This window comes from Streptomyces sp. NPDC050147, from assembly GCF_040660195.1.
Classification (GTDB): domain Bacteria; phylum Actinomycetota; class Actinomycetes; order Streptomycetales; family Streptomycetaceae; genus Streptomyces.
Genome location: NZ_JBFALJ010000017.1, coordinates 58,603 through 83,896, shown reverse-complemented (window position 1 = coordinate 83,896; position 25,294 = coordinate 58,603). Strand labels below are relative to the sequence as shown.

The 25,294-nt window shown below is 69.7% G+C and carries 27 protein-coding genes and 1 pseudogene; 15 read left to right on the top strand and 13 right to left on the bottom strand.

From position 1 onward, the window contains the following. Window positions 1–258 precede the first annotated feature (258 nt). Together AB0I94_RS25090 and AB0I94_RS25085 are read right to left on the bottom strand one after the other, a co-directional pair. Window positions 259–852, bottom strand: coding sequence for a hypothetical protein (locus AB0I94_RS25090; protein ID WP_363311879.1), 594 nt, complete (start codon window positions 850–852; stop codon window positions 259–261). Between the two features lie 226 nt (window positions 853–1,078). Further along, window positions 1,079–2,362, bottom strand: coding sequence for a hypothetical protein (locus AB0I94_RS25085; RefSeq protein ID WP_363311878.1), 1,284 nt, complete (start codon window positions 2,360–2,362; stop codon window positions 1,079–1,081). Between the two features lie 352 nt (window positions 2,363–2,714). Between AB0I94_RS25085 and AB0I94_RS25080 the strand changes: the two genes are divergently transcribed. The 3 genes from AB0I94_RS25080 (at window position 2,715) to AB0I94_RS25070 (ending at window position 4,802) form a co-directional block, all read left to right on the top strand. Further along, entirely contained in the window at window positions 2,715–3,530 is an 816-nt protein-coding gene (locus AB0I94_RS25080) for an AraC family transcriptional regulator (RefSeq protein WP_363311877.1), read from the top strand. A 38-nt stretch (window positions 3,531–3,568) separates the two neighbouring features. Continuing rightward, complete coding sequence (locus tag AB0I94_RS25075) at window positions 3,569–4,189, top strand: LysE family transporter (protein WP_363311876.1); 621 nt, start codon at window positions 3,569–3,571, stop codon at window positions 4,187–4,189. A gap of 304 nt (window positions 4,190–4,493) precedes the next feature. Next, entirely contained in the window at window positions 4,494–4,802 is a 309-nt protein-coding gene (locus tag AB0I94_RS25070) for a hypothetical protein (protein WP_363311875.1), read from the top strand. A gap of 485 nt (window positions 4,803–5,287) precedes the next feature. Here AB0I94_RS25070 and AB0I94_RS25065 read toward each other — a convergent pair whose 3' ends face one another. Further along, entirely contained in the window at window positions 5,288–5,737 is a 450-nt protein-coding gene (locus AB0I94_RS25065) for an ABC transporter substrate-binding protein (protein ID WP_363311874.1), read from the bottom strand. A 603-nt stretch (window positions 5,738–6,340) separates the two neighbouring features. Between AB0I94_RS25065 and AB0I94_RS25060 the strand changes: the two genes are divergently transcribed. From AB0I94_RS25060 to AB0I94_RS25040, 5 genes are all read left to right on the top strand, one after another. Next, complete coding sequence (locus tag AB0I94_RS25060; protein WP_363311873.1) at window positions 6,341–7,606, top strand: serine hydrolase domain-containing protein; 1,266 nt, start codon at window positions 6,341–6,343, stop codon at window positions 7,604–7,606. A 150-nt stretch (window positions 7,607–7,756) separates the two neighbouring features. Next, entirely contained in the window at window positions 7,757–8,599 is an 843-nt protein-coding gene (locus tag AB0I94_RS25055; protein WP_363311872.1) for a hypothetical protein, read from the top strand. Beyond that, window positions 8,559–8,759 (top strand): helix-turn-helix domain-containing protein, encoded by a 201-nt coding sequence (locus tag AB0I94_RS25050; protein WP_363311871.1) that lies wholly within the window; start codon window positions 8,559–8,561, stop codon window positions 8,757–8,759. The genes AB0I94_RS25055 and AB0I94_RS25050 overlap by 41 nt, the downstream gene beginning before the upstream one ends. 5 nt (window positions 8,760–8,764) lie before the next feature. Then, window positions 8,765–9,190 (top strand): SgcJ/EcaC family oxidoreductase, encoded by a 426-nt coding sequence (locus AB0I94_RS25045; RefSeq protein WP_363311870.1) that lies wholly within the window; start codon window positions 8,765–8,767, stop codon window positions 9,188–9,190. Window positions 9,191–9,421: 231 nt separating this feature from the next. Then, window positions 9,422–10,462 carry an FAD-dependent oxidoreductase gene (locus tag AB0I94_RS25040; protein ID WP_363311869.1) on the top strand — a complete coding sequence of 347 codons (1,041 nt, stop codon included), beginning with the start codon at window positions 9,422–9,424 and terminating at the stop codon, window positions 10,460–10,462. Between the two features lie 12 nt (window positions 10,463–10,474). Here the strand turns inward: AB0I94_RS25040 and AB0I94_RS25035 are convergent. Then, window positions 10,475–10,771: pseudogene (locus tag AB0I94_RS25035) on the bottom strand (TetR/AcrR family transcriptional regulator); the annotation flags it as partial. 215 nt (window positions 10,772–10,986) lie between these two features. Between AB0I94_RS25035 and AB0I94_RS25030 the strand changes: the two are divergent. From AB0I94_RS25030 to AB0I94_RS25020, 3 genes are read left to right on the top strand one after another with little or no spacing between them, the layout of a single operon-like run. Continuing rightward, window positions 10,987–11,682, top strand: coding sequence for a response regulator transcription factor (locus AB0I94_RS25030; protein ID WP_363311868.1), 696 nt, complete (start codon window positions 10,987–10,989; stop codon window positions 11,680–11,682). Beyond that, window positions 11,675–12,763: a HAMP domain-containing sensor histidine kinase gene (locus AB0I94_RS25025; protein WP_363311867.1), complete on the top strand. Its 1,089-nt coding sequence runs from the start codon at window positions 11,675–11,677 to the stop codon at window positions 12,761–12,763. The genes AB0I94_RS25030 and AB0I94_RS25025 overlap by 8 nt, the downstream gene beginning before the upstream one ends. A gap of 60 nt (window positions 12,764–12,823) precedes the next feature. Next, window positions 12,824–13,036: a hypothetical protein gene (locus AB0I94_RS25020; RefSeq protein ID WP_363311866.1), complete on the top strand. Its 213-nt coding sequence runs from the start codon at window positions 12,824–12,826 to the stop codon at window positions 13,034–13,036. A 34-nt stretch (window positions 13,037–13,070) separates the two neighbouring features. Here AB0I94_RS25020 and AB0I94_RS25015 read toward each other — a convergent pair whose 3' ends face one another. From AB0I94_RS25015 to AB0I94_RS24980, 8 genes are all read right to left on the bottom strand, one after another. Continuing rightward, window positions 13,071–14,831, bottom strand: a complete 1,761-nt coding sequence (locus tag AB0I94_RS25015) for an ABC transporter ATP-binding protein (protein ID WP_363311865.1) — start codon at window positions 14,829–14,831, stop codon at window positions 13,071–13,073. After that, window positions 14,828–15,244 (bottom strand): lasso peptide biosynthesis B2 protein, encoded by a 417-nt coding sequence (locus AB0I94_RS25010; protein ID WP_363311864.1) that lies wholly within the window; start codon window positions 15,242–15,244, stop codon window positions 14,828–14,830. The genes AB0I94_RS25015 and AB0I94_RS25010 overlap by 4 nt, the downstream gene beginning before the upstream one ends. Before the next feature lie 16 nt (window positions 15,245–15,260). Further along, window positions 15,261–15,518 carry a lasso peptide biosynthesis PqqD family chaperone gene (locus AB0I94_RS25005; protein WP_363311863.1) on the bottom strand — a complete coding sequence of 86 codons (258 nt, stop codon included), beginning with the start codon at window positions 15,516–15,518 and terminating at the stop codon, window positions 15,261–15,263. Further along, window positions 15,515–17,371: an asparagine synthase-related protein gene (locus tag AB0I94_RS25000; RefSeq protein WP_363311862.1), complete on the bottom strand. Its 1,857-nt coding sequence runs from the start codon at window positions 17,369–17,371 to the stop codon at window positions 15,515–15,517. Before AB0I94_RS25000 ends, AB0I94_RS25005 begins: the two co-directional genes overlap by 4 nt. Before the next feature lie 76 nt (window positions 17,372–17,447). After that, on the bottom strand, window positions 17,448–17,570 hold the full coding sequence (locus AB0I94_RS24995; RefSeq protein ID WP_363311861.1) for a keywimysin-related RiPP: 123 nt from the start codon (window positions 17,568–17,570) through the stop codon (window positions 17,448–17,450). Window positions 17,571–17,986: 416 nt separating this feature from the next. Further along, window positions 17,987–18,853, bottom strand: coding sequence for a GNAT family N-acetyltransferase (locus tag AB0I94_RS24990; RefSeq protein ID WP_363311860.1), 867 nt, complete (start codon window positions 18,851–18,853; stop codon window positions 17,987–17,989). A 152-nt stretch (window positions 18,854–19,005) separates the two neighbouring features. Then, window positions 19,006–19,668 carry a response regulator transcription factor gene (locus tag AB0I94_RS24985; RefSeq protein WP_363311859.1) on the bottom strand — a complete coding sequence of 221 codons (663 nt, stop codon included), beginning with the start codon at window positions 19,666–19,668 and terminating at the stop codon, window positions 19,006–19,008. Further along, window positions 19,665–20,792 (bottom strand): sensor histidine kinase, encoded by a 1,128-nt coding sequence (locus AB0I94_RS24980; RefSeq protein WP_363311858.1) that lies wholly within the window; start codon window positions 20,790–20,792, stop codon window positions 19,665–19,667. The genes AB0I94_RS24985 and AB0I94_RS24980 overlap by 4 nt, the downstream gene beginning before the upstream one ends. 229 nt (window positions 20,793–21,021) lie before the next feature. Between AB0I94_RS24980 and AB0I94_RS24975 the strand changes: the two genes are divergently transcribed. The 4 genes from AB0I94_RS24975 to AB0I94_RS24960 all read left to right on the top strand — a co-directional run bounded on the left by AB0I94_RS24975 (window position 21,022) and on the right by AB0I94_RS24960 (window position 24,344). Continuing rightward, window positions 21,022–21,405 (top strand): DUF6223 family protein, encoded by a 384-nt coding sequence (locus AB0I94_RS24975; protein WP_363311857.1) that lies wholly within the window; start codon window positions 21,022–21,024, stop codon window positions 21,403–21,405. Window positions 21,406–21,660: 255 nt separating this feature from the next. Further along, complete coding sequence (locus AB0I94_RS24970; protein WP_363311856.1) at window positions 21,661–22,017, top strand: DoxX family protein; 357 nt, start codon at window positions 21,661–21,663, stop codon at window positions 22,015–22,017. A gap of 186 nt (window positions 22,018–22,203) precedes the next feature. Beyond that, window positions 22,204–22,782, top strand: a complete 579-nt coding sequence (locus tag AB0I94_RS24965) for a phosphoesterase (RefSeq protein WP_363311855.1) — start codon at window positions 22,204–22,206, stop codon at window positions 22,780–22,782. After that, on the top strand, window positions 22,779–24,344 hold the full coding sequence (locus AB0I94_RS24960; RefSeq protein WP_363311854.1) for an alkaline phosphatase D family protein: 1,566 nt from the start codon (window positions 22,779–22,781) through the stop codon (window positions 24,342–24,344). Before AB0I94_RS24965 ends, AB0I94_RS24960 begins: the two co-directional genes overlap by 4 nt. A gap of 144 nt (window positions 24,345–24,488) precedes the next feature. Here the strand turns inward: AB0I94_RS24960 and snpA are convergent, their stop codons facing one another. Continuing rightward, window positions 24,489–25,160, bottom strand: a complete 672-nt coding sequence (gene snpA, locus AB0I94_RS24955; RefSeq protein ID WP_363311853.1) for a snapalysin — start codon at window positions 25,158–25,160, stop codon at window positions 24,489–24,491. Window positions 25,161–25,294: the final 134 nt, after the last annotated feature.

Here is a 25,294-nt window from a genome sequence, read left to right as displayed (position 1 = left end):
AGAGGACACCGCATATGGGAGCACCGTGCCGGCCCAGGCCATCGGGTAAGGCCCCCTGGTGAACGGCCAGTTCAACCTGAGGAGCACACGGTGCCTTGTCTCAGTCTGACCTGCTACTGGAGTCACTACGTACGGCGGATGGAGCCGAGTCGAGCCGATCAAGGTGCTGTGCGAGCGCATCCTGCCGGAGCCCATCGAGGGCAAGAGACATCTGACTGACCTTCTCTGCACCGCAGGATCCAGGGGCGGCAGGTGGTTTTATGCGGCGGGCTTGGCAGTAGGCCCGTGGACTTCCCGGACGACAGCGGTGCCGCCGATGGTCCTGTCTTCGTGCATGGTGATCGTTTGGCCGGGCTGGAGGTGCCGCCACTGCGAGGGGTCGAGGGGTGCAAGTCGCACCGAGGCACGCTCGCCGGGCCCCAGGACGGGGGTGAACTCGGCCCAGAGGCGTGCGATGTTGAGGTCGTCCTCACCAGTTGGTGTGCGATTGCCGATGTTCCACATCGGCCGCAGAACACCGGCTCCGGAGAAGGGCGCCTGCCGCCTGCTCTCGCCGGTTGGCCGAAGCGTGAGGTCGGCGCGGATGATCCCGTTGCGGGACTCGTAGCAGCGCCAGTGGCACCAGGCCGCGCTTCTCTCCAGCCGCATCTGCTCGGCGGCCGTGGCGAGGCTTTCCCAGAAGTCGAGCGGAAGCAGGTGGACGTCCCCGAGTTCCTCCAAAAGCCCGAGGGCCACCTCCCACTCGTCATGGGCGAGGTAGTCCCAGACGTCGTTGATCGTGATGTCGTTCTCGGTGGCGATCTCGGCGGGGACCAGCAGGGAGACGGCTTCCAGCAGCTTGGGCACGTCCATGGGTTGATTCTGGACCACGGCCCCCTGGCGGCGGCAGCAGGTACCCGATGACCTCCATGAGCAGCACGCGGCCCCGGCGACCTTCGAGGCGGCGTGGCCGGTTCACTCCGTCGGTCACCACTCGCGGACCACGTGATCGGGCAGACCGACCACCAGGCCGAGGGGAAGGCAGCGCCGTCGGCGGCCGAGGGCGCCGACGACGGCTTCAGACAGGGCCGGATCCGTTCTACTTCAGGGCGTCCATTTTCACCGAGTAGAGCACCCTGTCCTCCTCACCCTCGGTGAGGCTCCAGAGTTCGTTGGTGGCGTACCAGAGGGAAAGGTCCTGCGGGCGGTAGGACCAGTCCTTGCGTGACTTGAGCGTCCATTCCGATGCGGCGCCGCCGACACCGGCCGTGGAGAAGCGGCGGTTGGCCACGGACCCCTTGGACATGTTGAAGTACAGCGTGTCGCCGTTGGCCTGGACCCCCTGGACATCGCTGATCGCGTCGCCGACGTTCTGCGGAACGGTGGATTTCCATCCCTGTACGGGCGTCCGGTTCAGCCGGTAGTCGTCGCCGAACCGATAGCGGTAGACCTCGGTGCCGGCGTAACTCCCCGTGGTCGACGAGGACCTGTAGTTGCCGCCGACCAGACTGGCGCCGCCGGCACTGTTGCGGTCCAACGAGACGTAGTCGAAGGAGGCGCCGCCGGAGACGTAGTGCCGTACCTCCGGCAAGACGTACTGGTAGTCGCCGCCGCCTCCGTCCTTCTTCTTGTAGATCTTGCGGGTGTCGAACACGCGGATGCCGGCCTTGCCCGCGTCAGGGCCCGGCTGCCCCTCCCAGTTGGAGGTGCTGGACATGAACAAGTACGGGCCGTACCAGGCCAGTCCGCCGCCGTGCCCGTAGATCCGCCGCTGCACGCCCGCTTCGTCCACCCAGACCGGGAGCACGAAGCGGTACTTCATGTCGTCCAGGTTGACGAAAGCCAGCTTCACCGAGTTGTGGCGGTAGTCCTTCTTGGGCGGTGGCGGATTCTCAGGGTCCGTCACCGGGTCCTGCTTCGTGTTCTGCCACGTCCAACTGACGATCGCGGCACGGTTGTCTCCGGTGACAGGAATGCCGCTCAGCTGTGCTTCGCCGGAGGTGGCGAGGCCCTGCGGTACCCAGGGCATCAAGTGTGCGTTCTCCGCCCCCTGCTTTCCCTGCATCACCGTGTCCCAGCAGTACGCCGCGCTGGTCGGCACGGTCGGTTGCGGCAACGCGTCGGCACGTGCCGCGCACTCCGGATCGCCGCTCCCCAGCATCGCGGTCCGGTCAGTGCCGGACAGCGCTCCGTTGATCCCCACGGGCGTGTACTCGGCGCTCGGCGGGGTCTGGTACGGGTTCACCTTCTCGGTCAGTGTGTAATGGCCACCCGAGACGTTCAGGCTCACCAACGGTGGCGGAGGAAGAGGGGCCGCCGCCGCGGGAACCGCTGTGAGTACGGCCATCACTGTGCTGCCGAACACGAACAACTGCTTCCTCACGTGCCACCCCGTCAGTCGCTTCGAGCATTCGAAATCTCGTGCGAGATTAACAGGGCTGAGGCACGACCCGACGCGCGCTTCATCCCCGAACGAGGGGGCCTCGCCAGTTGAGAGTGGCCTCGCGGGTGAGGTGGCAGGCCATGAAATTGATCATCGTGATTTCGTCGACCACGCGGCCTGGCTCAAGAGCCGGGCCCCTGAAGACGGCCAACTCGCAAGCATGGCGGATCCACATGATCGTCGCAGCGTTGCAGGCTCAGAAGTCCTTGTCGTACCGGACAGCGAGCCTCCACGTTCGAACCCGGTTCCGACCCCATCCGGCCACGCCTGCTGCCTGCCGTACTCTCTGCGCATGGATGTCACGGAATGGGGTGGAGGTCAGCTGACGGTCGTGCGTCCCCCCTCGGGCGGCTTCCCGCGGCACAGCCACGACGAGTACGTGATCAGCGTCAACCTCTGCGGCCTGGAGCGAGTCCGGCTGGATCACACCTCGTTCGACGTGAACCTGGACGAGTTCACCGTCTACAACCCCGGCCAGGTCCAGTCGTGCACCACCCAGGTCCCGCCCGACGCGTCCTTCGCTGCCGTGAGCTGGTATGTCCCGCCAACGGCGGTGGAAGCGCTGACGGGTGACGCCCCGGTCGACTTCGAACGGCCCGTCGTACGCTCTCCACACCTACGCGAGGAGTTCCTTGCTGCGGCCAGAGCGTTCCGCGAGCTAGCACCGGAGGGACACCCTCCACCTGCCGAATCTGCTGTTCTGGTCCAGGAACGGCTCATGCTCGTGCTGTCGCAGCTGCTCGACCTGGCTTCAGGACGGCGCGTGCGTGCTCCGGAACCCGCTGACGCCCGGATAGCCACGGTGCTCGCCCGGTTCCGCAGCGACCTGTCCGGCGCGCCGCGGCTGGCCGAGCTGGCCGACGAGGCCGGGATGTCCCGGGAGCATCTGATCCGCACGTTCACCCGTGCCACCGGCACCCCTCCCTACGCCTGGCATCTGTCGGCCCGGTTGGCCGAGGCACGGCGCCGGCTGCGCAAGGGTGAGCCCGTCGCCGATGTCGCGCACACGCTCGGCTTCGCCGACCAGGCCCATTTCCACCGCCACTTCGCCGCGGCCTACGCCATCACACCGGGCCGGTACCGTCGGCTGTCTCAGATCAACATCTGACAAGACCGCACGGCCCGCCCTCCGCCACTGTGGCCGGCATGACTGAGATCTTCATGGTGGCTCTGTGGTTGGGGCTGGTGTTCAACGCGACGCCGGGCGCGGTGTTCAGCGAGTCTCTTCGGCGTGGAATCCGGGGCGGGTTCGGCCCTGCCTTCGCGGTCCAGGTCGGCTCGCTGGTGGGCGACGCCGTCTGGGCGGTGCTCGGCCTGGCAGGGGTGGGGGCGCTGTTCGCGGTACCGGCGTTGAGCATGCCGCTCACCGTGGCCGGGTGCCTGTTGCTGGCCTGGTTGGGAGTGGCGGGCCTGCGCGACGCGCTCGCGCGGAAGGTGTCCGATCCAACAGCGGAGCCGTACGCCGGACAGGACCGCAAGGCCATGGCTGTGGGGGCGGGCATGTCCCTGGCGAACCCATGGAACGTTGTCTATTGGTCGGGTGCGGCTGGCGGGGTGGGTGCCGTGCTGGGCCCGGGCGGCGCGGCGGAGCTGGGCGTCTTCTTTGCCGGGTTCATGGCCTCCTCGATGCTGTGGTGTCTGGTCGCGGCGGGGTTGATCGTGGTGCTGCGCAGGGCGCTGCCACCGTTGGCTGTACGCGTACTTGAAGCCTGCTGTGGTGTCTCGCTCCTGGTCTTCGCGATTCTTCAGCTGAGCCGAGTCATGTGATATTCGCCAGCAGGCTCTCGACGACCCGTCATTTCCCGGTTCTGCCGGTAACAGGACGGTTGTCGGAGCGCCCGCGGCCGAGCCGATGTTGTCGGCGCGCTCATCGTCGAGTTCGTGGCGAGCCGGGCTCAGAATGCGCGGGACGGGTCCGTTCTGGGTCCGCCCCGCCCCGGCGGTGCTTGAGACGGACGACTGGGTGAAAGCCCGTGTCATCACGCAACCTTTGCCACGGCACGCCGGTTGGGTCCGGCGTCGGCACCCGAACGGGGTGCCACGCTATCCCCGGTAGGAGCGCTCAGTAAATATGAACTCTGTGAACAAGAAGGTGCTGTCGGGCTCGCTGCTGACCTTGGCCGCAACCGGTATGGCTGTCACGCCCGCCGTGGCCGTTACGCCCGCCACGGCCGACGCGTCGGGCCACGGCGACTACTCGCAGAACATCGAAATCATCGGAGACGTCTGTCCGACCGTCCAGGACATCGACGTCATCGTCCCCGCAGAGGTGCTGGACGAGGCTCGTGCTTTCCAGTGCAACGAGATCCGTCAGCACTCGCACTATGAGGACGAGTCCGCCGCCCCCGCGCTGCCGCTTCTCGGCAAGGTCCAGAACTGACACGTTCCTGTCGTGCTTGGCGGAGACAGGGAGCTTTGGCCCTTCGGGACCTCCTGGCCCCGGGGGAAGGGGTCGGGCTGGAACTGCAACGGCTGGCGGTCGCTGGCAAAAGACCGTTGGGGGTTGGCTGCCACCGACGTGCTTGACGGCACCAAGTTCTTCTTGCAGTTCAAGGGAACGACTCGCGCCACAGGCTTGATCGACTACTGAAGACCTCAGGCGCGATGAGGGGCGGGGCCGTCTGATCACAGGCTGTTTTCCCGCCTTCGCCGGCGCTGTGCTGGACCCGGTAGAAGTCGTTGCCCCGCATCGGCGCACGCCGCCCAGCTCCTCGCCGACGCCCATCAGCACGCCCAACAGGAGGCCCGCCCCAGTCGCCACTGAGGCGGGCCTTCGCGCCGTGCATGCATGAACCCTTCGTCCGATGATGTGCCGGAGATGATCCCTGGAAAGACCGCTCTTCTGCGACGCGGGGCCCGGCAGCGTCAGCCGCCTGCTGGCTCCACGCCCCTCGTGACCGGACCTGAGTGAGCGGCGCCGCCCGAGTCGACGGCCAGGTCGCGCATGCGGGTGGCGACCTGGGACTGGGCGGAGGCGTCGAGGGCCGAGAGGGGCTTGTCGCCGTTCAGCAGGCGGGGGGGGCGGGCGGCCAGCGCGGGGGCGATGGCTACGCGCCGGCGCTGGTGCTGGCCGCCGGAGGGTTCGTGCGGATTCGACGTCAGCGTGAGCGTGGAGTCGCCGCTCTTGGCCACCTCCACTCCGGCCAGGAGGAACGGCGGGTTGCCTTTCATGTCACGCAGGTGGGTCAGGGAGAGGTCCACGTCGTCGTCGGCGGTGAGCGGGGAGCCGTCGCTGAACTGCGCTCCCGCACACAGCTTGAAGGTGAGGACCTTGCCGTCGGCGGAGAGCGTGTACGGCTCGGTCAGCGCCGGCACCGGCTTGGTATCACGTCGTCGCCGTCGAAGATGAGCAGCGTGTCGTACACCGCCTTGCCCACGAAGGGGCCGGTGGCCTCGTACATTCGCCCCGGGTCGGCCGTCTTGAGGTCGAAGGACGGTTCGATGACCAGCGCGTACTGCCACCGGCCGCCGGTGTGGGCGAACCGCCACCGGAGCAGGCGGTCGGCACCACAGCGGTGACGAGCAACAGGGCCGTCAGGTTCTTACGGGGCGCCAAGAAGGACCTCCAGGCCGGACGTCAGCGCGAGGCAGTGGAAGTCACGCGGGTCGTGCAAGCCGCGCACATCAGCCACGTCGTACGGGCGTGACATGGCACCAGCGAACGTCAGGCCGGCCGTCGGGACGCCTCTTCGGACCGGCATGCGAAGGGACGTGCGCTGATATGTGCCGACGGCCACGAGGCACTCGCCCGGCCGGACGGCGGGGGCCGCCCGGTCGGGTTCGTACCGCGGCACCACCCCGCGGACAAGATTGCGTCCCGCCGTCCTTAGCCAGGGCGTGACTGAGCTCGGGAACGATGTCGGCTCCCGGAGGCAATGCCCGGGAGTACGTGTCAGCCTCGCTACGAAAGGAAGCCTCATGTTCCGTCGTTCCAGAGCTGTCCTCATCGCGAGCATCGCCGCAGTGGCCGTGGTTGCGTCGCTGACCGTGTCCGCATCTGCCTCTGCGCCTACGTCCGCCTCTGCGTCTGCGTCTGCGGAGACCACGACGAGGAACGACGCCGTCCAGCGTGTGCTCGACTGGGCGGTGAGCGAGCACGGGGCTCCCGGCATCCTCGCCGAGGTCCAGAACGGTTCCTCCCGGTGGTTCGGCTCCGCCGGCGTCGCCGATACCTCGACCGGACGCAAACTGGCGCCCTACGATCGCTACCGGATCGGGAGCACGACGAAGACGTTCACCGCCACGGTCCTGCTGCAGTTGGTGGGCGAGCGACTGCTCAGCCTCGACGACACCGTCGAGAAGTGGCTGCCGGGAGTGGTGAAGGGCAACGGTCACGACGGCAGCGCGATCACCGTACGGCAGCTGCTCAACCACACCAGCGGCATCTTCAACTACACGAGCCACTCGGCCATCCGGACCAAGCTGGTCGGTCAGGGTTTCATCGATCACCGCTTCGACAGCGTCCGCCCCGAGGACCTCGTCAAGACGGCGATGAGTCATGCGCCGGACTTCACACCAGGTACGTCGTGGGCCTACTCCAACACCAACTTCGTCCTCGCCGGGATGATCGCCGAGAAGGCGTCGGGACACTCATTCGCCACCGAGGTGACCCGGCGGATCATCGTGCCGCTCGGCCTGTCCCACACGTATCTGCCGCGCGAGAGCACGGGCATCGCTGGGGCGCACGGAAGGGGTTACTCCAAGCTCATGCTGGCCGACCCCGCGGCCCCGGTCCACGACGTGACCGAGATGAGCGCGACGTGGGGTGGCTCTGCCGGAGACATGATCTCCACGTCCGGCGACATCAATCGGTTTTACGGCGCCCTGCTCAAGGGCCGGTTGCTGCGTCCCGCCGAGCAAGAGGCGATGTTCACCGCCGTACCGACCGTGAACTGGATCCCCGACACCGGATACGGGCTCGGCGTGATGGGCCAGAAGCTGTCCTGCGGTGTGCGGGCGTGGGGGCACGGCGGCACGATCCACGGCTCGCTGTCGTGGTCGATGGGCCTGCGCGACGGCTCGAAGGTCGCCAGCACCAACATGAACGGTGACTGGGTCGACCAGGGCGGCATCTCCGAAGCCGTAATGGAGGCGGTCTTCTGTCCCGGCACCGGCGCCAGTGCCGGCACCGGTCAGGAGCGAGCGTCCACAGCCCCGGCGCCCCACCCCCTGCAGCTCTCCTGACCCACTCGCCGTGCCCCTCTGCCCGCCTCGTGCCCCGGCCGGAGACTTGTTCGCACTGCCCAACGCGGTCTCCGCGCTCCTCGACGGGCCGGTGACGGTCGAGGATCGCGACGGCCGGGTGCTGGCCCTTCTCCAGCCGCCAGGACGAGGGTGACGACGCCAGGATCGCGACTATCCTCGACCGCCAGGCCCAGGCGGAGAGACTGCGCGCCCTGGAGGAGCGCGGTGCGTTCCGCTCGCTCTACCGCAACGACGAGCCCCTGTATCTGGAGGGGATCTCGGAGAAGCCGCGGGCCGCGATCGCGGTCCGCGCGGGCGGAGAGATCCTCGGCTCCCTCTGGGGCGTGGTCAAAGGATCACGACCCAGGGACAACGAGCGGGCGCTGTGGGACGCCGCCAAGGTCGCCGCCCTGCATCTGCTGCGCCGCAAGGCAGGTGAGGACGTGGGCACCGGCTGCGCGCCGACCTGCTCGCCGCCCTCCTGGAGGGCGGCGAGGGCGCTCCAGGCGCCGCGACAGGCTGGGCCTCTCCGCCCAGCCCGCCTGCGTACTGGCCCTCGCCGCGACCGACACCTCGCCGGCCGCCGACCTGGTCGTGGCTGCCGACCGGATCGCCGACGCCTTCGCCCTCGCCCTCGCCCTCTATCTGAACGCGATCCACCCGATGACGGCCACGGCCACGCTCGACGGCGTCACCCACGCGGTCCTGCCCGCCGCGTCGGACGACGCGGCCCGGTGGCTCGCCGAGGCCTTTCTCGAGCGGATCGGCGAACGGGCATCGGTCGTCATCGGGGTCGGACGTGTCGCGGCCAGGCCGGAGGACCTGCGCCGCTCCCGCGCCGGCGTCGCAGGCGCGCAGTCGGACGATCGAGCCGTCCGGCGGGCCGCCGTCGGTGGCGATCCGGTCGGTCAGTTCGAGGAGCAGGGCATCCCCGTAGACAGCGGCGAGGCCGGTGGCCCTGAGGTCGGGCCGCCGCTCGCGCAGGACCCGTAGGGCCCGGTCGGCCTCGGCCTTCGGCGACGTCATCTCCGCCTCGGCCGCCATGCACGTCCACCCCAACACGTTCCGCTACCGCCTGAAGCGCCTCTCCAAGGTGTCCGGGATCGACGTACCAACTCGCTTGACCTCAAGTCTGGTTGATGTCTCATGCTGACACGCATGAACACAACGACAGCAACAACAGACGCACTCGCACAGTCCGCTGACCTCCAAGCGATCGAGCGGGTCATCGCCACGATCGAGCACTCACAGGTCAATGAGCTCCCGGACGAGTTCCTGAGCCTCTTCCGGTCCGATGCGATCTGGACGACGGCGCACGGAAAGCTGCTCACCGGGCTCGAGGAGATCGCGGCATTCACGCACAAGGCGCTACCCGGCTCGATGGCGAACGGTTCGGTCCGCTACGAACTGGTGGATGTGCTCTTCATCCGCCCCGACGTCGCGGCGGTCAAAGCGCGCGGCCAGTACCTGACGCTGGACGGCGAGCCGACCGGCAACCCGACCTCGCCGCTGTACGTGATGGCCAAGGAGGAAGGGCGCTGGCTGCTCACGGCCAACCAGAACACAGTGCAGCTCCCCGAATAGGCGCCGGCCCCCGGTGGCCGGCGCATCAACGCACCCATGCAGCCGCTCTGAACGCACCCATAGAAACGCACCCATGGAGTCGCTCTGTTTGACGCCCACGACTCGACCCAGGTCAGGAGCGGCGGCATCGAACGACCGGGGGCGGGGGCCGACTTGGGCAAGTCAGCGGACTGGCGGGGGCGGGGGCGCCAGGGCGCTGTACGGGAGTGGTGTCGACCTCGAAAGGACCTCATGTCAGCCGTTGTTGTCGTCGGTGCGGGAATCGTCGGCTCTTCAGTGGCCTACCACTTGGCACGTCGGGGCGTCCCCGTCACCCTCCTCGAACAAGGGCCCGCACCGGCCACGGGGGTCACAGGAGACTCCTTCGCCTGGATCCGCAGCTCGGGAGGCCACTGGCCCGGCGGCGCACAGGACTTCCGCGAGTACGCCCAGGCGGATTACCGACGCCTGGAGGACGAACTGCCACACATCACCATCCGCCGGACCGGCTCGCTGACCTGGGCCGGCACACCGGCGCCTGGCTCACGGCCGGAGCCAGGCCAGTTCCGTGTCGGACGAAGTGACATCGCAGCCCTGGAGCCCAACCTCCGGCACCCACCCGGCCAGGCCATCCACACCCCGAGCGACGCAGGCGTCGACCCAACGGCCCTGGCCCACGCACTCGTCGCAGCCGCCAAGGCCCACGGAGCAACCGTGCTCCACAACACCGCGGTCACCTCCTTGCGGATGACCAATCGACGCGTCGAGGGAGTACTCACCTCGACCGGGTCCCACGCCGCCGCAACCGTCGTACTCACTGCCGGAACTCAGGTTCCCAAGCTCTGCGAACCTCTATCGGCCGACCTGGCCATCGCCGCCTCCCCGGCCACCCTCGCGCGGGTCACCGCACCGCCTGGTCTGGTCAAGACCATCGTGGCCAGCCCTGATTTCGAGGTCCGGGAGGTACGGGACGGCGGCCTCCTGCTGGTCGTGCCGCATGTCGAAGGCACACCAGCAGCCTTTGCGCAGGCCGCTCAGGGCGCGCTCCAGCACTTGAAGGCGGCCTTCCGAGGAAGCGACCGGTGCCGCCTGCTCGGCCACCGCACCGCCCAGCGTCCCATGCCCGCTCACGGACCCGTCATTGGATACGCGACACACGATCGGTCCGTCTACGTCGCCGTCATGCACTCCGCCGTCACCCTGGCGCCCACCGTCGGACGGCTTGTCGCAGACGAACTCGTGACCGGCAGACCGGCCTCCGAACTGCAGCGTTGCCGCCCACGCGTCCACTGACATCACTGCTGATCAGTCGTTCCCCGTCACGGCCGCGTGCGCGGCCGCGAGGATCTCCTCGGAGAGCGGGGTGCCCTTGGTCGCGCGGGCCAGGACGAGCGCGCCGAACATGGTGCACAGACGGGCGAGGCCGTCCTGGTCGTCAGCGCCTTCCTCGCCGGCGAGGAAGGCGGCGAAGTCGCCCACCCCCTCCGCGTAGACGCGCCGGGCCTCGTCTCCCCCGCCGCCGCGCGCGATGTCGGTGGCGAGCGCGGCGACCGGGCAGCCGTCCGCCGCGTCGTCACGGTGCTCGACGGAGAGATAGGCGTCCCCCTCTGTCCCGACGCGGGACACGTCGGGATCTTCCAGTACCACGACGCCTTCGTCGCCCGCGCTGGAATTCCTCGAGGCGTAGACCTACCGGGGCACAGGGCAGCTCCGAGCCGGGCTCGGGCAGGAAGGGCCTGTCCGGACGGGCCTCTGCATCGGCCCGTATGCGGTTTTCAATACGTGGACGATATGTGCCGACTCCTAGCATGAAGTACATGCGTGTATTGATCGTCGAGGACGAGCCCTATATGGCAGAAGCCATCCGCGACGGCCTGCGCCTGGAAGCGATCGCGGCCGACATCGCAGGTGACGGCGGCACCGCTCTGGAGCTGCTGGGCATCAACACGTACGACATCGCCGTCCTGGACCGGGACATCCCCGGCCCTTCCGGCGACGAGGTGGCCAAACGGATCGTCGCCTCCGGCAGCGGCCTGCCGATCCTCATGCTCACCGCCGCCGACCGCCTCGACGACAAGGCCTCCGGGTTCGGGCTCGGCGCCGACGACTACCTCACCAAACCGTTCGAGCTGCGGGAGCTCGTGCTCAGGCTCAGAGCACTCGCCCGCAGGCGCGCTCACACCAGGCCACCCGTGCGAGAGATCGCGGGCCTGCGCCTGGATCCGTTCCGCCGCGAGGTCTACCGCGACGACCACTACGTCGCGCTCACCCGGAAGCAGTTCGCCGTGCTCGAAGTTCTCGTCGCCGCGGAGGGCGGTGTCGTCAGCGCCGAAGAACTCCTGGAACGGGCGTGGGACGAGAACGCCGACCCGTTCACCAACGCCGTACGCATCACCGTCTCGGCCCTGCGCAAGCGCCTCGGCAAGCCCTGGGTCATCGCCACCGTGCCAGGCGTCGGCTACCGCATCGACACGCAATCAGAGGCCGGACACGAGGGAGCCGAGCGTGGATAGGCGGCCCGGGTTGAGCGTTCGGCTCAAACTCACCCTCAGCTACGCGGGATTCCTCATGCTGGCCGGCGGCCTGCTGCTCGCTGCCATGGGAGTGTTTCTCCTACGACAGGGGTGGTTGCAGACCAACGAAGAGGGGGCATGGAGAGCGACTCCGGGCACCGACTTCGTGCGCGGGTTCGCCCCCATGGCAGCCGCGGTGATGGTGTTCCTCCTCGTATTCGGCCTCCTGGGAGGTTGGTTCCTCGCCGGCCGTATGCTCGCCCCGCTGAACCGCATCACCGACGCCACCCGCACGGCCACGACCGGATCACTCTCCCACCGCATCCAGCTGCCGGGCCGCCAGGACGAGTTCCGCGAACTCGCCGACGCCTTCGACACCATGCTCGCCCGGCTCGAAGCACACGTCGCCGAACAGCGGAGATTCGCAGTCAACGCCTCGCACGAGCTGCGCACCCCGCTCGCGATCTCGAAGACACTTCTCGACGTGGCCCACAACGATCCGACACACGACCCCGGCAAACTCGTCGACCGTCTTCGCGCCGTCAACGCTCGCGCGATCGACCTCACCGAGGCGCTGCTCCTGCTCAGCCGCGCCGACCAGCGGTCCTTCACCCGGGAGCCTGTCGACCTGTCCCTGCTCGTGGACGAGGCCACCGAGACGCTCCTCCCGCTCGCCGAGAAACACGGTGCCACCATCGAAACCTCCGGCGACATCGCCCCGGCTTTCGGATCGCAGGCGCTCCTGCTGCAGCTGACGACGAACCTCGTGCACAACGCGATCGTCCACAACCTGCCCGAGCGGGGCACCGTGTGGGTCACGACCAGCGCCGGCCCCGAGACCGCGGTACTCACCGTCGAAAACACGGGGGTGGAGCTCTCCCCAGAATGGGTCTCGACACTCACCGAACCGTTTCAGCGCGGCGCCGAACGCATCCGCGTCGACCACGCAGGTGTCGGCCTCGGCCTGGCCATCGTCAAAACGATCACCCAGGCACACGACGCGACACTCACCCTCGCCCCGCGCCCCGCCGGCGGGCTCCGAATCACGGTGGAACTCCCCGTGGCGGCCCCAACACACTGACAGGTAGCGAGTCGGGGATTTGGTCCGCGGCCACCATGCCCCACCTTGGAGGTGTGAACAATGATGCGGATCCAACTACGCGTAGCGGCCCTCGCATGCGCCGGCATCCTGGCGATCACCACCACCCCGGCCTGGGCCGCCAGTCAGCCCGCAGCCGGACAGCCTGCCCCCTGCCGGACCAGCGACCTGGCCCTCGACTGGACCACTGGCGGGACGGCCAAGCCCGACGGTTCGAAGCACCCGGCGAACTACGTCAGCCCCGTGTTCCGCTGACATCCCGCTCGAGAACCCACCCGGACACGCCGACCTACTGGGCACGGCAAAGAGACCGGTAGTGCTCACTGGTGTCCAGCAGTTCCTCGTGGCTGCCCGTGGCCACGATCTCACCCGCGTCGAGTACGACGATCAGGTCCGCAGCATGGATCGTCGAGAACCGGTGCGCGATGACCAGCAGTGCGCATTCCGCGCCGGTCCGGCGGATCGACCGGCGTAGCGCCGCCTCGTTCACCGCGTCGAGGTGGGCGGTCGGCTCGTCGAGCAGCAGCAGGCTGGGCCGGGTGAGCAGGGACCTGGCGATGGCGATGCGCATGCGTTCGCCGCCGGAGAGCGCCATGCCGTGCTCCCCGGCGTCGGTGTCGAGGCCGCGCGGCAGCCGGGACGTAAGCTCCGTCAGCTGGGCCAGCTCCACCACCCGGTCCAGTTCGTCGGCGCCGGCCTCGGGGGCGGCGTACAGCAGGTTCTCCCGCAGCGTGCCGTACATGACCGGGGCGTGCTGCTCGACGAGCCCGATCCGGGCGCGGTGCTGGGCGCGGCTGAGGCTCCGTACGTCGCGGCCCTCGAACAGGACGAGGCCGTCACCGGGGTCGTAGAAGCGCTCTGCCAGCGCGAAGACCGTCGACTTGCCGACGCCGGAGCTGCCGATCAACGCGACGTGACCGCGTGGTGGCACCTCGAACGACACTCCGCGCAGCACCGGACGCCGCGGGTCGTAGCCGAACCAGACATCCCTGAACTCCAGTACCGGGGGGCGGGTCACCTCGGGCGCCGGGGAGGTGATGTCGTACCGGCGCCCGCCGTCCGGCTCCTGCGGCAGGTCCAGGATCTCGGCGATCCGCCGCAGCGCGCCCGCGCCCTGCTGCATGGTGCTCACGGCCTGGAAGACCGAGCCGACCGGCCCCACCAGATAGAGCATGTAGAGCAGGAAGGCGGCCAGGTCGGCGACCGAGCCGCCCTGGCCCGCGACCCGTACGCCGCCGATGAGCAGGACCACGAGGAACGAGCCCTGGACCGTCAGTTCGATCGCCGGTGTGACCACCGCGTCCAGTTTCCCCACCCGTACGCCCGCGGAGAAGGCCGACCGGGCCTGTGCTCCGATTCGTTGCGCCTCCCGCCGTTCGGCGCGGCTGGCCCGTACGGTGCGGATGGCGTCCAGGGCCCGCTCCAGTTCCGCGGTCATCGATCCGGTGGCCTGCTGGGCGTGGAACGAGGCTCGGGCGATCCCGCGCAGCACCGAGGCGACGATCAGCCCGCCGAAGGCGATCATGGCGGTGACGACGAGGAAGAGAGCCCAGTCGAGCCAGATCATCAGAGCGACCACACCGGCCAGGCCGATGCTGCCGGTGAGCGCGTCGGTGAAGCCCTGGGCGATGAGCAGGCGCAGGGCTGTGCTGTCGGTGCCGGCCCGGGAGATCAGGTCGCCGATCCGATGCCGGTCGTACGTCCTCATGGGCAGCCGCAGCAGATGGTCGATGAGGTTGAGGCGTACACCCAGTACGACGCCTTCGCCGGTGCGCGCCAAGACGTAACCGGCCACCGCCCCGACCAGCGCCTGGGCGACGAACAGCGCGACCAGCAGGCCGACGGAGCCGGCGACGGCCGTTCCCGCTGCGGACGAGTCGATCACTCGCCTGACCACCAGGGGCTGGGCCAGTCCCAGCGCCGAGGCGATCAGCGTCAGCGTCACCGCGCCCGCGATCCACCGCCGGTGCCCGCGCAGTACGCGAAGGATCTCCCGCGGTGCGGTGAGGTGTCCGCCGCCGGGCACGCGGTCGCCACCCGTGCCGCTCATGGCACCGTGAAGAAGGCCCGGAAGTAGTCGGGCGGGGCGTCCTCGCCGACGGCAACGCCTCCCGCCTCGACCCAGGCGTGCGCCGCGAACGGCGCCACCCGCCGCACCCCCACGCACCACACCGGCCACCGTCCGTGCAGGCGGCACAGCATGGCAGTGGCCAGTGACCGGGGCAGACAGCCTTCCGGAGCGGCGCAGGCGAGGCTGACGGTCACCACGGTCTCGCGGGCGGCCAGGGCCTCGTCGTAACGCGCCGGACGGGCACCACGGCTGACGCGGCGGAGCACCGTCCGGATGCGTCGCGGAGGTTGACGGGCCAGCAGCCGGGCAAGGCCGACGACCAGCCGCACCTCGGCCCGGCGCCTCAGGGGCACCGCGCGCGGTTCGTGTGAGAGGGCTTGCGGAAAGGTCACCGGGGTTCTCCTTCTCCTACCGCTCCACCAGGCCGGACGAGTCAAGCGCCTCGACCAGGCCCCGTACGTCGTCGCGCGCGCTGTCGGCATCGACATCGCAGGTATCGGTCAGGTCCCGCACCGCCTGCTCCGAGGTGCCGCCGCGCAGCAGGATCCGCAGGACTTGGGCGCCGGTGGGGTTCAGCTCCCAGTACTGGCCGCTGTCCTCGTCGAGCAGCGCGATTCCGTACTCCGTGTCGGCGCAGGACACGCCGGTACGCAGCTTGAGTGTCATGGCATCGCTCCCGCGGTCGGTGGGGCGGCGGCCCGTTCCCAGGTGCGCAGCCAGAGTTCGCAGGCCACGCTCTGGTAGAGCCCGCCGTGCAGGTCGTGGGGATGGTTCGGGTCGAGGGGCCGGGTGCAGAGCCTGCGCAGTTCCGCCGCGTCGATCAGTCCAAGGCGGCCCAGCCGGGAGTCGTCCCACAGGGCGAGGAGGCCCTCCCGGTTCGTGCGCAGCGCGACGTTCAGGTCGCAGATTCCGCCTGACTTGGTCTGCCTCGTCAGGCTCGCCGGAGGGACGATGCCGCGCATCGCCGCCAGGATCAGCGGCTTGTACTGCCAGGGGGTGTCTTTCTCCTCGGGCCGCACCGCGAGGCTCGCTTCGAGCACGCGGTCGTCGAGGTAGGGCGCGGCGAGAGTGATTCCCGCCCGGTCGGCGAGCCGGCCGATCTGACGCACCGGGCGGGCCGCGTCCTGAATTCCCTCCAACTCGAAGTGCTGTCCCTGGAGCTCGGCGAGCGGCTCGGCGGCGGGCGCCTCCGAGCGGATCAACTCCCTTACGGCGCTGACCGCTTCCAGCGTGGCCCACGGCGGCAGACTCGGAGGGGACCCCCAGCCCAGCAAAGCCCCGTCCTGCGCGGCGGGTGTGGTGAGCCTGTCCGCCGCTCCCAGAAGCCAGCGGTGGTACGGACGACTGTCGGCCAGCTCCCGGAGCAGCTGCTTGCGGGACCACCCGTGCTTCGTCGCAAGGACGTTGAGCCGGCGCAGGGCGGCAGCCGGATGCGTACGCAGCAACGTACGCAGGTGGGAGGTGGAGGAGGCCAGCAGCTCGTCGCCGCCGAACCCCGTCAGGTGCAGCCGGCACCCACGTGACGCGGCACGTCCGGCGACGATGAGCCAGCGGGCGTGGTCGGCGATGCTCCCGCAGGGCTCGTCGAACAACTCGTCCACGTCCAGCAGCCCGTGGTAGATGAGCGGCATGTCGCCGGACGGGATGACGTGGTGCTCCACGTCACCGGCGAGCGCAGCCGCAGTGCGGGTTGCCCACAGCACGTCGTCGTCGAGCGGATCGGGACTGGCCGCGGTACAGGCCACGACCTTGGACCGGCGGGCCGCCAGGCAACACACCGACGTCGAGTCAAGTCCGCTCAGATCGCAGCCGACCTGCTCACGGCCTCCGGTACGGGCGTCCACGGCGGCCGTCAGCGCCGCGCGCAGCCGTTGCGCCCCCTGGGCCAACGGCAGCTCGGGCTCGGGCGGCGTCCACCAACGGATCCGGCGGGCACGGCCGCTCTCGTTGAGCAGCAGAAAACGGTCGGTGGGCAGGAAGGTCACGTCCCGCCATACCGGTTGGTCCGACAGGGGATGGAGTACGGGTGGTACCAGCAGATGAACGGCGAGCCGCCGTTCGTCCATGCCGGAGCCGAGGAGGAACGCGAGTACATCGGCCCGGTCCGAGGCGGCTGTGATTCCGTTGATCTCGGCGGAGTACACCCGCCGCAGGCCCGTGACGGTGCCCTGTACGCGTACTTTCCCGGCCACCGAGGCGATCACATGCGAACTGCCCGTCAATTCGGCGGCCAGCCCGTCGACTTCGCCGGGGGTCCGCACGCGTTGGGCGCTCCGGCTCACCCGGCGCCGGTCGGCGCTCGCGTGCTGGCCCAGCACGGTGATTTTGCTGTCTCCCGCCTCGCCGACGGCCATCTCGTCGGCGTCCCACCGCCCCAACACCCATGGCTTTCCCGAAGGGTGATCGATCGTCATTTCCGCGTAGCCGCGCAAAGCTCCCGCGATGGGCCCTGCGGCCGTGCAGTCGGGGAGAACGACGAACCATGAGGGAACCGCTGCCAGTCGGGTCAATGCGGCCATGGGGCCCCGCTTTCGCTGAACGGGCCTGGCGGCGGCATAAGCGCCGCCACCAGGGTTCCACCTTCTCTCGGGTGACTCAGCCGATCAGACGGTGACGATGGAGAAGGTCAGGCGGGCCTGTCCTCTTGACGCCTCGTCCGCCGGTCACCTTCCCGAACGAACCCATCGGAGTCAGCGTCGGACGCTCGTAGGTGCGCATCTCGGTACACCTCCTTTCGCGTTCCTCTCGACGCGCCGACCCACGCGGCCACAGCCGCGTGAGAAGGCACGGAACCTGAACCGGAGGGGTCTGGCTGGACATACGCCTCTCGAACGCGGGCGCGTCGTCAGCAGCGCGTCATCAGCCATTTGGCACCGACGCCATGCCCTGGGACATGCTCGCCGTGCGCCATTCCAGGCTAAGTCTTGATCCGCATTCGTGCCATTGCGCCCGCCGCGGCGCCTGGCGACGCCTCGCCTCCCACGTGGGGCGATGGCGCATGTGACGCGGTTGGACGCTCCGCGCCGGATCGTCCGGCCATCGTCGAACCCCGACCTGCCCCATGTCCTCGAAGGGCGTTCGGGCCCAGCCAGGGTCAGCGACGCGGCCTGTCCGCTACCGCCGCCCGATCATTTTCAGGCGGCTCGGCTGACGTCGAGCCGTTCGGACGACGGCTCGTATCCCGCTGCCCTGTAGGCGGCGACGGCGGCAGCGTTCGAGGTCGGGGTGGTGACGAGTGCGCTTGACGCACCCAGCTCACGCAGCGCCGCCGCAGCGGCGACGCTGATCGCCGTCCCGTAGCCACGACCGCGATGGTCGGCGTGCACGCCCACCGGCTCCAGCAGGCCGGGCTTGCCGGGCCCGGCCGACCAGACCGTCGCCGCGGCCACCGCGTTGTCCTGGTCGTCGTAGCCGATCAGGCAGCGGGCGTCGGCATAGGCCGGCCCGGCCGCGAGGACGTGCCAAACCTCCTCGGTGAACGCCGGGCTGCCGAACGCCGAGCGATGCACCGCGGTCCGCACCCCCGCCGTCTCCGGACCTGCTACCTCGATCCGCAGGCCGGAGTCCTTCACCGGCTCGGCGAGGTCGTGGCGCAGCGGCGTCCACGGCTCGTCCAGAATCCAGCCCGCCTCCAAAAGGACCTCGCGGAGCAAGGCGCCGTTGGGGATTTCGAGGCCGACCTTCCCGGGCGGCAGGACCCCGCGCTCCGGATCATCGAGATCCGCAAGGAGTTGGCGCGCCAGATCATCGTCCTGTCGCAGATCCGGCGCGGTCGTCAGGCGCAGCACATCAGGGTCGTCCAGATATCCGACGGCAACGATCCGTCCGTCCACGCTCCAGGTGCGGACGGCCGCGGCCAGCCTCTCCGCGCCAAGCGCCCAGGCCCAGCCGAGGTCTCCCGGATGGAGTTGCAGCGGCGTGCGGTCGTCCTGCCATACGCGGAGGGCATCCACGACCCCGGTCAGCCCATCGACGCCGGGCTCGTTCAGAACGATCGTCATGTCCCGCATCTCACACCATCGCGGCGACGGGTCGCACCTGGTTTTACGAACAGGCCCGCGCGCAGGACCGCAAGGCGCTCAAGGAGCCGGCCCCGCGAGGCCCTTGGCGACGAGGCGCCGTAGCGTCCTGGCCAGTCGACAGCGCGCCGGCGTCAGGAGTTGCGCGGAGTCACCAGGCCGGACTCGTAGGCGAGGACTACGAGTTGGGCGCGATCGCGGGCATGGAGCTTGGCCATGGCCCGGTTGATGTGGGTCTTGGCGGTCGACGGGCTGATGACCAGGCGGTCGGCGATCTCGTCGTTGGACAGGCCCTGTGCGGCCAGGGCGACGGCCTCGCGTTCGCGGCTGGTCAGTTCCTCCAGCCCGCTGCCGACGCGAGTGGGGGGCGGCTGGGTGACGTACCGGTCAATGAGCTTGCGGGTGATCGCGGGCGCGAGCAGGGCGTCGCCGCGGGCGGCGACGCGTACGGCGTGCAGGAAGTCCTCCGGCACGATGTCTTTGACAAGGAACCCGGCGGCGCCGGCGCGCAGCGCGTCGAAGACGTACTCATCCATGCCGTAGTTGGTCAGCACGACGACGTGCACGCCGGCCAGGGCCGGGTCCGCGGCGATGCGCCGGGTCGCTTCGATGCCGTCCATGACGGGCATCTGGATGTCGATGAGTACGACGTCGGGCAGCTGCTCCTCGACGAGCGCCAGGCCCTCTCGGCCGTCGGCGGCCTCGGCCACCACCTCGATGTCGTCTTCGAGGTCGAGCAGCGCGCGGAAGCCGCTGCGGATGAGCGGCTGGTCGTCGACGAGCAGGACCCGGATCACGACGCTCCGTTCGTGGGGAGTTCGGCCTGGACGGTGAAGCCGCCGGTGCCGCGCGGCCCTGTGCGCAATCGGCCGCCCAGCGCCGTGACGCGTTCGCGCATGCCGAGCAGCCCGAGGCCGAGCGTCGGCACGGGGTGCGGGGTGTCCTTTCCGTTGTCGTCGACGCGGATGGCGAGGGCGCCCGGCCGGTAGTCGACGAGCACCGACGCAGTGGTTGCGGCGGCGTGCCGGGCGACGTTGGTGAGCGACTCCTGAACGATCCGGTAAGCGGTACGGCCCACCGCGGCCGGCACGGCGTGCGGATGTCCTTCGATCGTCAGCGTCGTCTCCAGGCCGGTTGTTCGGAACCCTTCCACCAGGTTTGCGATGTGGTCGAGTCCGTGCGGCGGGGTAGTGTCGTCGTCGCGCAGCGCCTCGAGGGTCGCGCGCAGTTCCCGGCTCGCCTCCCGGCCGGCTTCGTGGATCGCCAGCAGGGGCTCTGGCACCTGCTCGCCCCGCCGCCGGGCCACGTGGACGGCGACCTCGGACTGCACCTTGATGACCGAGATCTGGTGGGTGAGCGAGTCGTGCAGCTCCCGCGCGATACGCAGCCGCTCCTCGTCGGCCCGGCGCCTGGCGGCCTCCTCGCGGGTGCGCTCGGCTTCGTCCGCCCGCCGTTCGGCCTGCCGCACCGCCTCCCCCGCGGCGAAGGCGGCGATCAGCCAGGCGATCTCGAGGGTGCTCCGGGCCTGCGCCACGACCTCGCGCGCGGGCCCGCCGTGGAAGACAAGGGCGGTGAGGTGGAGCACGGCCAACAGGCCCACGGACGCGACCACTGCGACGGCGCGGTGTCCGGCACGTACCGCGCCATAGACGGCGACCAGGTAGGAGACGGCGAGCACCTCGAACCCGGCCGCCAGACAGCCCACCGCAGACAGACCGGTGACGGCCAGGACCACGAGCGGTGCCCGGCGGCGCGCGGCCAGCGCCAGCCCGCCGGCCGCCAGCAGCACGTAGCCGGGCAACTCGCCGCCCCCGGCCGGGGTCGGCCCGGACAGCCCGGTGCTCAGCAGCAGCACCGCCACGCCCACGGCGATCGCCCAGTCGGTGACCGGGGCCGGGAGAGCGAACCGTCCTTTGTCCATGGGTGCACCGTAACCGGGTGCGGTTGTGGGCGAGTCCGGCTCTTGGACGAGCGATCGGCTACCGCGTGTGTGGTACCGGCGCGCCGCCCTGCCGCATCCGCGGTATCCGGATGCCGCGGATGCGGCAGTGGAAAGTGCCTGCGTCTGCTGGACGATCCGCGGGGGGCCGGCGCGCATGCTCAAGACGCATCGAACCTCGCAGTCAGCGACGGAGAAGGAGGAGAGCGGCATGAGTGCTTCAGCAGCTTCAGCAGCGCTGGTGGTGGCCGCCGAGGGCGGGATCATCGGCGACGGGCGGACCGGGGCCAACCTGGCCCTGGGGGTAGGGCTGCTCGGCCTGGCTATCGGCTGGCTGGCCCTGGCCCACGCCCGCGGCCGGTTCAGCATCGGCAACGCGCGCACCGGCGGGATCTCGGCCATCGCGGTGGGTCTGTCCGGCACGGCCCTCGCGGTGCTGCACCTGGCCACCTCCAGCGGCGGTCCCGGCACCGGCAACGGGCTCGTCGGCGCCATCATCGCCGTCCCGCTGGGGCTGGGCGCCGCGCTCCTCGGCCGCCGGGCGTTGACCCGCTCCCGCGGCGCCGACCGGCCGATCGACCGGATGACCGTCTGACCGCCACCGGGTCACGGCGTGCGTGCGGCCACCGCGCGCCGGACCCCGTAGACGGAGGCACCGGCGGCCGGCACCGCAGCCCCGGAGAGCGCGGAGGACAGCGGCGGAGCGAAGACCAGGAGCAGGCAACTGGCAAGCCGGACCACGGGGATGATCAGCGCACAGGAAGCATCCCATCCCCCGCCGACAGCACCTTCGGGTGGTGTTGCCACAACGAGGCGCCCAGCAACATCGTCTCCAAAGAACGGAGAGAACGTGTTCGTCGCCTTCGTCACGGTCACCATCCTCGGCGCGGTCTTCAACGGTGCCGCCGCCGTCACCTACCTGATCGGCCATGAGTACCCCAAGGCCCAGGCGGACATGAAGGGCATACCTCGGAAGTACGGACCGGTGCTGGGCGCGTTGCTGGCAGCGGGCACCGTGGGGCTGCTGGCCGGGCTCGCCGTTCCGCTACTGGGAACTCTCGCCGCCTCCGGCCTCGTGCTGTACTTCGTCGGCGCGATCATCGCCCACTTGCGGGTGGGCTCCCGCGACATCGTAGGCGGGATCGCGTTCCTGGCCACCGCGGTGGCCGCCCTCATCCTGGGCCTGCTCTACCACGGCCCCTGGTAACCCGCCGGATGCACGAGTTCTGTGCCCGCCGCCGCCACAGGCGAGGCGGGCGAGAGGGTGGCGGGCTCCTCCGGCGGCACACCGCCACAGGTAACGGCGGTAACAGAATTCGCCAGAATACTTCTCCTGGTTCATGCGGGGCTGGTGGGCTGACCGCGCTCAACTCACCGATCACAGGAGGCGCGCGTGAATCTCGTCGTCAACGGCGACGCGGAGAGCGGGACCGGCGGCACCGCCGACCCCGTCTCGAAGGTCCGAGGCTGGAAAATCACCCAGGGAGCCCCGGCGCTCATCGCCTACAGTCTCGGCGGCGGCTACCCGACCGCGTCGGACCCCGGCCCGGCCCGCCGCGGCAGCCGCTTCTACTCGGGCGGCAACAGCCCGCGCACCGCGCTGACGCAGGACATCGACCTGCCCAGGAGCGGTCCGACCGGACGCCGCGCCGTCGACGCGGGCAAGGTCCGCTACACCCTGGCCGGCTGGCTCGGCGGCTTCGCCGGACAGGAGGACGGCGCACGCCTCTCCGTGGAGTTCCGCGACGCCAAGGGCACCCCCCTCGCCCTCAGCGTCCTCGGCCCCCTCAGCGCGGCCGACCGGCAGGGCAAGACCGGCCTCCTGGAGCGCACGGCCGAGGCCGCCGTGCCGCCCACCGCCCGCTCGGCGCGGGTTCTGCTCGTCTTCACGCGCAGCGGAAGCGGAACCTCCAACGACGGCTACGCGGACGCCGTTTCCCTCACCCTCAGCGCCACCGGAGGCCGCCGATGACCGTCAACCGCCGTGACCTGCTCAAGTCCGCCGCGGTCGCCGGCGCGCTCAGCCTCGCCTGGCCGCTGGCCCCGGGCCTCACCCCGGCGCAGGCCCGCGAGGCCGCCGAGAACCTGGGGGCCCAGTACGACCCCGCGCCCTTCACGCTCGGCGTCGCCTCCGGTGATCCGCAGCCGCACTCCGTGCTGCTGTGGACCAGACTCGCTCCCGAACCGCTCGCCGCCGAGCAGAGACTTCCCGAGGTCGTCGAGGTCGAGTGGGTCGTCGCCAAGGACGCCCGGCTGCGCCGCGTCGTCGCCCGCGGCACCGCGCCGGCGTCGGCGACGCTCGGCCACAGCGTGCACGTCCCGGTGAGCGGCCTCGCCCCCGGCCGACACTACTGGTACGCGTTCAAGGCGCTCGGTAAGACGTCCCGCGTGGGGCGTACGAAGACGGCGCCGCGCGGCCGTGTCTCCAAGGTCACCTTCGCGGCCGCCAACTGCCAGGCGTTCCACGACGGTTTCTACGCCGCCCACCGCGGCATCGCCCGCGAGGACGTCGACTTCGTCGTCCATCTCGGCGACTACATCTACGAGCACGGCCAGGTCGGCGGCGTACCCGAGGAGCACGTGCGGGACCACGACGGTCCGGAGATCCTCACGCTCGCCGACTACCGCAAGCGGCACGCTCTCTACAAGGGTGACAAATCGCTCCGCGAGGCGCACGCCGCCCATCCGTGGTTCTTGACCTGGGACGACCACGAGGTCGTCAACGACTACAGCGGCACCGGCGGCGGAGCCCCGTTCATGCGGCGCCGCGCGGCCGCCTACCAGGCGTGGTTCGAGCACATGCCGCACCGCGACTCCTTCGGCGGGTCCGCGCTGCCCGACCCCGAGATCCACCGGGTGCGGCGCTGGGGCGACCTGCTGGAACTGGCCATCCTCGACCTGCGCTCGTACCGTACGGCGCAGAATCTGCCCGACGGCACGATCCTGGGCGCTGAGCAGAAGACGTGGCTGAAGGAAACCGTCGACCGCGCCCCCGACGCCTGGCACATATGGGCCAACTCCATCATGCTGAGCCAGCTGAGAGGCCGTCCTGGCGGCTCGTACATGTTCACCGACCAGTGGGACGGCTTCCTCGCCGAGCGCAAGGAGGTCCTCGGGCACGTGCATGACAGCGGCCTGGAGGACCTGGTCGTCATCACCGGTGACTGGCACTCGGCGTTCGTCGACGACGTCCGCACGGACTTCGACGAGCCACAATCTCCCTTGGTGGGCACGGAGTTCACCGCGCACTCGGTGACATCCGGCGCCTACTCCGCGGACTGGAACGCGGCCAACGGCCCCTTGATGGGCAAGGCCAATCCGCACCTGAAGTACTTCGAGGGCAACCGGTACGGCTACGACGTGTACGAGGTGACGCCAGAGCGGTTCAGCGCACACATGCGAGTCATCGATGACCGCCGCGACCCGCACTCGCCCATCAGCACGCTGACCACCTTCCATGTGGACCGCGGCAAGGTTGGGTCCTACGAGGACGAGGACACGAAGGGGTCGCCCGCGCAGTACCGCAGGGACTGACACCAACCACACCTGCCGACGTGCCCCATGCCCCCTGCCCCGACAACCCGCGGCCCGGCCGAAGCAAGCCGGGACGCGAGGCACGGGCCATGGGGCATGGGGCACAGGTCGAGGTGACGGTGCGCCCGTCGGTAGCGTGCCCGGTCAGCGGACCTTGGTCAGCTCACCCTTGTCCTTCAGGGTGGCGATCCCCCTGGCCCAGAGGCTGTTGACCCGCTGGCGCTCCTGCGCGTTCGGGTAGGCGTTGGTGCAGGACGGGCCAGGACCACCGCCGGACATCAACTCGCTGCACGGGCCGGAGTAGCGATCGGGCAGACCCAGCACGTGACCCGTCTCATGAGCCGTCACCCGCGTGGAGTTGTACTGCTGGTTCTGCCGGTAGTCCAGGAAGATGTAGCCGTGGCCGCGCCCGTCGGTGGAGGCGTACGAGCCGCGCGAGTCGTTGCCCTCGCGGTACTCGAAGTCGGCGCTCGTGCTGGACTCTTGGAGCTTCACGTTGCTGACGGAGGAGTTCCAGATCTGCGTGCTCTGCGCTATCTGGCTGCGGAAGCTGGGCGCCCGGCTCGTGCGGTAGCGGACGGTGACGACCTGGATGCCCGGCTGCGCCGCCTGCTTCTTCAGCGCCGACTTCAAGACGGCGTCGAAGAACTGCCGGTTGGCGGCCTCGTTCTCGGCGGAGCCCTCATACGCCGACGTAACGTTCGTGGAGGGGAGCGTGGCCGTGTCGGGCGCCGCGAACGCCGTCGGGGCGGCGAGCGAGCCGACCAGAGCGGCGGCGCCAAGGACGGCGAGGAATCTGCTGCGGGATCTGTTCATGGGGGTGAGTCCCTTTTTGGGTGTCCGGTGGCCTGGACGGCCAAGGCGGCCGGGAACTTTCGGGCACGGGGATGCCCGGGGTCCCGGGACCGGAGGCCTTCGAGTGCGGCCCGTGGTCGGGACGAGTATCGGGA

Coding starts and splice junctions, on each gene's coding strand:
- AB0I94_RS25030 (WP_363311868.1), top strand. CDS start 10,987: ATGCGTGTATTGATCGTCGAGGACGAGCCCTATATGGCAGAAGCCATC.
- AB0I94_RS25070 (WP_363311875.1), top strand. CDS start 4,494: ATGAACTCTGTGAACAAGAAGGTGCTGTCGGGCTCGCTGCTGACCTTG.
- AB0I94_RS25005 (WP_363311863.1), bottom strand. CDS start 15,518: ATGACACTCAAGCTGCGTACCGGCGTGTCCTGCGCCGACACGGAGTAC.
- AB0I94_RS25075 (WP_363311876.1), top strand. CDS start 3,569: ATGACTGAGATCTTCATGGTGGCTCTGTGGTTGGGGCTGGTGTTCAAC.
- snpA (WP_363311853.1), bottom strand. CDS start 25,160: ATGAACAGATCCCGCAGCAGATTCCTCGCCGTCCTTGGCGCCGCCGCT.
- AB0I94_RS25090 (WP_363311879.1), bottom strand. CDS start 852: ATGGACGTGCCCAAGCTGCTGGAAGCCGTCTCCCTGCTGGTCCCCGCC.
- AB0I94_RS25040 (WP_363311869.1), top strand. CDS start 9,422: ATGTCAGCCGTTGTTGTCGTCGGTGCGGGAATCGTCGGCTCTTCAGTG.
- AB0I94_RS25020 (WP_363311866.1), top strand. CDS start 12,824: ATGATGCGGATCCAACTACGCGTAGCGGCCCTCGCATGCGCCGGCATC.
- AB0I94_RS25080 (WP_363311877.1), top strand. CDS start 2,715: ATGGATGTCACGGAATGGGGTGGAGGTCAGCTGACGGTCGTGCGTCCC.
- AB0I94_RS24995 (WP_363311861.1), bottom strand. CDS start 17,570: ATGCGCACCTACGAGCGTCCGACGCTGACTCCGATGGGTTCGTTCGGG.
- AB0I94_RS25045 (WP_363311870.1), top strand. CDS start 8,765: ATGAACACAACGACAGCAACAACAGACGCACTCGCACAGTCCGCTGAC.
- AB0I94_RS25060 (WP_363311873.1), top strand. CDS start 6,341: ATGTTCCGTCGTTCCAGAGCTGTCCTCATCGCGAGCATCGCCGCAGTG.
- AB0I94_RS25000 (WP_363311862.1), bottom strand. CDS start 17,371: ATGGCCGCATTGACCCGACTGGCAGCGGTTCCCTCATGGTTCGTCGTT.
- AB0I94_RS24980 (WP_363311858.1), bottom strand. CDS start 20,792: ATGGACAAAGGACGGTTCGCTCTCCCGGCCCCGGTCACCGACTGGGCG.
- AB0I94_RS24960 (WP_363311854.1), top strand. CDS start 22,779: ATGACCGTCAACCGCCGTGACCTGCTCAAGTCCGCCGCGGTCGCCGGC.
- AB0I94_RS24990 (WP_363311860.1), bottom strand. CDS start 18,853: ATGACGATCGTTCTGAACGAGCCCGGCGTCGATGGGCTGACCGGGGTC.
- AB0I94_RS25015 (WP_363311865.1), bottom strand. CDS start 14,831: ATGAGCGGCACGGGTGGCGACCGCGTGCCCGGCGGCGGACACCTCACC.
- AB0I94_RS24975 (WP_363311857.1), top strand. CDS start 21,022: ATGAGTGCTTCAGCAGCTTCAGCAGCGCTGGTGGTGGCCGCCGAGGGC.